Below are 5,001 nucleotides of genomic sequence, written 5' to 3'. Positions count from 1 at the left end.
CACCTACCGGGCCTATCTCGGCGACGACCGGACGACGGTGGTCGACCGGATCGAGGGCCTGGAGATGAAGCGGGTGACCCTCGGCGGCGCCACGGCCGAAGGGGAATTGACCTTCGCGGAGATCGCCACCCAGGCCTTCCCGCGCCGAACCTACGACCTCGACACCTATCCGGGCCTCTGGAACGCATGACGGACCCCGCCGCCTACGTCTCCGCGCGCCAGGGCCGGCCCTACACCGACACGGAGCATTGCTGGTGGCTGGTGCGGGAGGCGCAGCGCGATCTCTTCGGCCGTGACGTGCCGGCGGTGCTGATCGCCGGCGCGCTCAACGCCCGCGCGTTGGTCCGGGCGTTCCACGGCCATGCCGAGCGCCGGAACTGGCGCCAGACCGCGCGGCCGGAGCACGGCGCCATCGTCCTCATGCACAAGCCCGGCGCCCATGCCAGGGCGATCCATGCCGGGATCTACCTCGCCCTCGACGGCGGCGGGGTCTTCCACACCGACACCGACCACGGCGTCACCTTCGACGGCCTGTTCGAACTCAGCGTGCGCAACTGGCGGGCCGAGTTCTACGTCCCGCTCCCGTAGCCCGAGCCCCCCCCCATGCACCTCCTGACGCTCAACGCGGCGGGCCAGCAGCTGGCGCCGCCCCGGACGCTCGACCCCCGCCGGCGCCGCCTGTCCCAGGTGATCGGGCGGCACGTCGACCGCGCGCGCCCGCACATGGTGGCGATCCAGCGCGCCGGCGATCCGCTGCAACCCATCGAAGAGGCATGGGTCCTGCGGGGACGGGACAGAACCGGGGTCGTCAAGCCGTGGCCGCGCCGCTACCTGCCGGCCGACGCCATCGTGGTGGTGGTCTACCTGCCGCGCGGCGGTGGCGGCGCCTCGTCCGGCGGCTCGAAGAAGAGCCCGCTCAACATCGCCCTCGGCATCGCCGCCGTGGCGCTCGTCGCCTTTTCCGGACCGATCGGTGGCGCCCTGGCCGGCGTGCTCGGCGTCACCGGCGCGTTCGGCGTCCAGGCCATCACCGCCGGCCTCGTTCTGGGCGGCACGGCCCTGCTGTCCCTGGCCTCGAAGTCCAAGGCGAACAGGACCGCCACGGACACGACGCAGATCTACGGCGTGGCCGGCGGCGGCAACCTGCCGAAGCCCGGCGACCGCATCCCGCGCGGCTATGGCCGCTCGTGGATGAAGCCCGACCTCAGCCAGCCGGATTTCAGTCAGTACGACGGTGACGACCAGATCCTGTTCAAGCGCCACACCCTCGGGGTCGGGCGCTACCGCCCCTACGCGGCGCGGGCGGGCAAACAGGCGATCTGGACCGAAGCCGGGGGCTTCCTCCCGCCCTTCGACGATCCGCGCAACGCCATCGAGTTCATCTACGGCACCGCCTCGCACCTCGTGCCGAACGCGGTGGTGTCGGCGGCCGGCGTCGGCGGCCCGCTGCCGCGTCCCGGCGAGAACCCGAGCCTCGCCGGGCCGTTCCTCATCAACCAGCGTGGCGCCCTGGTGACGCGCCTGCAGGTCGACTTCCAGTTCCCGCAGGGCATCGCCCGCACCGACTTCTTCAAGAGCGGCGCGACCCGGTCCAACCAGCCCGGCGCCTGGGCGGTCTATTTCGAGTACGCCGCCATCGACGAGAGCGGCGCCATCGTCGGCCCGTGGCAGGTGCTCTACAACGGCAATTCGGGCGTCGAGGGCGCGCGGTTCGCCACCCACCCGCTGCGCTACACCCGGTTCAAGGACGTGCCGGCCGGGCGCTATGCCGTGCGCGGCCGCAACGTCCAGCCCGACACCTCGCAATCCACCACGGGCAACGCCACCATCGACGCGGCGCAGTGGGATGCCGCCTCCGGCTGGGTCGCGGACGCGGCGGTGCGCCCCGGCATCACCGAGATGTGCCTGCGCCTCTACGCGACCAAGGGCACGCAGGCGGCAGCCTATGGCGAGATCGAGATCGACGCCGGGGCGATCATCCCCGTGTGGAACGGGTCGGCCTGGATCGAGCAGGAAACCTCCAAGGCGGTGTGGGCCTATGTCGACATCATGCGCAACCCGGACTACGGCGGCGCCCTCCCGGACCATCAGATCGACCTCGCCACCCCCCTCGGCTACGCCGGATCGCTGACGGAGTTCGACACCTTCGACGCCACGATCCGGGGGCCGGTCTCGGTCTACGAGGCGGCGGCGACGGCGTTGCTGCCGATGCGGGCCGAGCCGGTGCATCTCGGCCGCTACTGGTCCCTGGTGCGCGACGAGCCCAAGGCGGTGCGTCGGCACGTCATCACGCCCCGGCAGATGCTCAAGGGCTCGACGCAACTCGTGTTCGACCTCGACACGGCGGCGGGCGCCGGCCACGTCATCGGCGAGTTCGATCAGGACGGCGACTACCGCAACCCGAACCAGACCACGGCCATCTACGGCGAGGCCAGCCTGACCCCGACGCGGCAGCGTTGGACCGGGGTGCGGAGCTACGCCCACGCCAATCACCTCACCCGCTGGCGGGCCACCGCCGGGGCCTTCCGCCGCCAGACCGCGCCGTTCGGCGTCGAGATGGAGGGGCGGATCTACAAGCGCGGGGATTCCATCCTCGTCGATCCGTGGTTCCTCGATGCCCGGCGCCGCGCCGGCATCGTCGACAACCGGGGCGACACCCTGGCCCTCGACGCGAACCTGCCCCTCGAGCCCGGCGACGCCGCCCTGTTCCGCGACCGGACCGGGCGGGCCTGGGGACCCGTCGCCATCGCCGGCCAGGGCAATCCCCGCGAGATCCGCCTGGACCCCGCGGCGCGGATCGCCGTCGAGGCGGCGACCGGCCTGAGCCTCGCCAGCGTGCTCTCGGACGGGCGGGGCGAGATGACGACGGTGCTGGTCGGCCCCGTCGCCACCCTGGCGGAAACCTACCTGATCCAATCGGTGAAGCCGAACGGCCCGGACCGCGCCCAGGTCGAGGCGCTGATCGACGATCCCCGCGTCTGGGCCGCCATCGGCGCGCCCATCGTGGTGCCGCCGGAAGGGGCGTCCGGCCTGAGAGACCCGGAGGCCCCGCGCATCGTGGCGCTGACCGCCAATGCCACGCCGGTCGCGGCCGGCTTCCGCTGCGATTACGCGATCAAGCCCGGCCGGGGCGCGGTGCGCTTCGAGATCGGCCTGTCCTATGACGACGGCAACCGCTTCGACACCTGGACGGACGCTCCGATCACCGGGTCCATCGACCTCAACCCCGTCGATCCGACCCGCGTGGTGCTGCGGGCCAGGGCCTTCGGCGCGACCGGTCTGCCCGGCCCGTACTCCCTGGCCGAACTCGCACTTCCGCGCGCAACGGTGAACGCGGCCCTGCCGCCCATCGACTATGACGATTTCAACCCCAGGACGGACAGCTTCTTCCAGGGGATCGTCACCAGGGCCTCCGACCTCCTCGCGAAGGTCCTGGGGCTGGCGTCCGACACTGAGGCCAATGCCGCCGCCATCGTCAACGAGGCCCAGACCCGCCTGACGGCCGACGGGGGGTTGGCGACCGATATCAGCGCCCTGGTGGTTCGTGTGAACGGGGTGGATGCCGCAGTCGCCACGGAGAAGACGGCGCGCGTCGATGGTGACGCGGCCCAGGCCGAGCGGACAGATCTGGTGATCGTCCAGGCCAATGCCGACCGCGCGTTCACGAACTCTGTGAACCAAGCGCGGATCGACGGAGACGCCATCCAGGCCAGCCGCACGGATGTCGTCGTCGCGCAAGCCAACGCCGACCGCGCTTTCGTCGGACAGGTCAATGAGGCGCGGATCGCGGGGGATCAAGCGAATGCATCGAGCATCGCCACGGTCTCGGCCCGCACGAATTATGGCACCGCCAACGGACAATTCGGGATCGTCGCCAGCGTCGGGTCGGGAGCCGTCACGACCCGCTTCCAGGCGCTTCTATCCACGTCGGCCGGCGGGCAGACCTTCAACGCCGGCTACTATCTCGAAGTGCTCAACAACGGCACCAGCCGGTTCGTGGTGGATGCCAACAACTTCTACATCACGAGCAACAACTCCGCGGTTCCAGCCTTCCAGTTCGACGGACAGACCCTCACTATTCCAACACTGCGGGTGACGCAGGGCCTCATCCTGCCGAACGGGGTCTCGGACAAGTACGTGAAGGGCATCTCCGGGCGCGATCTCGGTGCCGCCGCGCCGGACAACGGCTGGGTGGAAATCTCCGAGACGGCCTTCACGATCTATCCGGACGATGGGGACGGGTGGGCACTGACGTGGACCGTGACCACGAACATCCAGGTCACGGCCAATGGCAGCAATGCCACCTATCGCTCCGTCACCCTGGAAACCGCCGTCGCGCTGAACGGCAACATCTACAACGGCTATGCCAGCAACTCCGTGTCCATTGGTGCCGGCGGCGGCCTCGCCAATCAGAACACCAAGAGCACCGGCCTGATCGGCAGCTCGGCGATGGAAATCTTCCCGCCCGGCGGCGTCAGGGTGTCCGTCTACTATCGGCTCCGGGGTGACACGACGTGCACCGGACGGATCGACTTCGCCCAGATCAAGGCCGTCGTCATCAAGCGTTGAAGAGGAGAGCACCATGGTCAAGATCGAAGAGAAGACCACCCGCGAGCTTTCCGGCCCGGACGAGATCGCCGCGCACCTCGCCGGGCGCTATGCCGCCCTCGACGCGGACCGCGCCCTCCGGCCGGGCGACCCCGTCGAGATCGTGTCGCGCAACGGCATGACGCCCGACATGGCTGTGGGCAATGTCGGCGTGCTGATGTCGGCCCTACCGGGCCAGCCCTGGTGCCACATCCTCACCCTCAACGCCGTCGGCGCCGAGATGACGGTGCAGGTTCCGCGCGACAACCTGACCAAACGGAACGCCACCCCGGCGCAGCCCGCCCCGTAAGCCCGGGCTGACCCACCCCCACCATCCACCGCCGGAACCGACCGTGCCGGACCGCTGATTGCGGCCCGCCGCGCCCGTTCGGCCGCTCGACCTCGGGACCTCGA

The 5,001-nt window shown here is 70.3% G+C and carries 4 protein-coding genes; all 4 read left to right on the top strand.

Annotated features, from left to right (window positions below):
• Nucleotides 1-190 (top strand): hypothetical protein (locus BM249_RS21815; protein ID WP_177232482.1); only part of this gene is annotated, 190 nt, incomplete at its 5' end.
• Nucleotides 187-588, top strand: coding sequence for a hypothetical protein (locus BM249_RS20835; RefSeq protein WP_091975527.1), 402 nt, complete (start codon nt 187-189; stop codon nt 586-588). The genes BM249_RS21815 and BM249_RS20835, both read left to right, overlap by 4 nt.
• Nucleotides 589-603: 15 nt before the next feature.
• Nucleotides 604-4,569, top strand: a complete 3,966-nt coding sequence (locus BM249_RS20830) for a host specificity factor TipJ family phage tail protein (RefSeq protein ID WP_091975525.1) — start codon at nt 604-606, stop codon at nt 4,567-4,569.
• 13 nt (nt 4,570-4,582) lie between these two features.
• Nucleotides 4,583-4,897: a hypothetical protein gene (locus tag BM249_RS20825; protein ID WP_091975523.1), complete on the top strand. Its 315-nt coding sequence runs from the start codon at nt 4,583-4,585 to the stop codon at nt 4,895-4,897.
• The last annotated feature ends 104 nt before the right edge of the window (nt 4,898-5,001 follow it).

The organism is Methylobacterium gossipiicola, from assembly GCF_900113485.1.
Lineage (GTDB): Bacteria > Pseudomonadota > Alphaproteobacteria > Rhizobiales > Beijerinckiaceae > Methylobacterium > Methylobacterium gossipiicola.
The sequence above is the reverse complement of the archived record's forward strand: the minus strand, read 5'-3'. Positions and strand labels throughout refer to the sequence as shown.

Excerpts from the sequence above, each read along its gene's own strand:
- BM249_RS20835 (WP_091975527.1), top strand. The coding sequence starts at position 187 with ATGACGGACCCCGCCGCCTACGTCTCCGCGCGCCAGGGCCGGCCCTAC.
- BM249_RS20830 (WP_091975525.1), top strand. The coding sequence starts at position 604 with ATGCACCTCCTGACGCTCAACGCGGCGGGCCAGCAGCTGGCGCCGCCC.
- BM249_RS20825 (WP_091975523.1), top strand. The coding sequence starts at position 4,583 with ATGGTCAAGATCGAAGAGAAGACCACCCGCGAGCTTTCCGGCCCGGAC.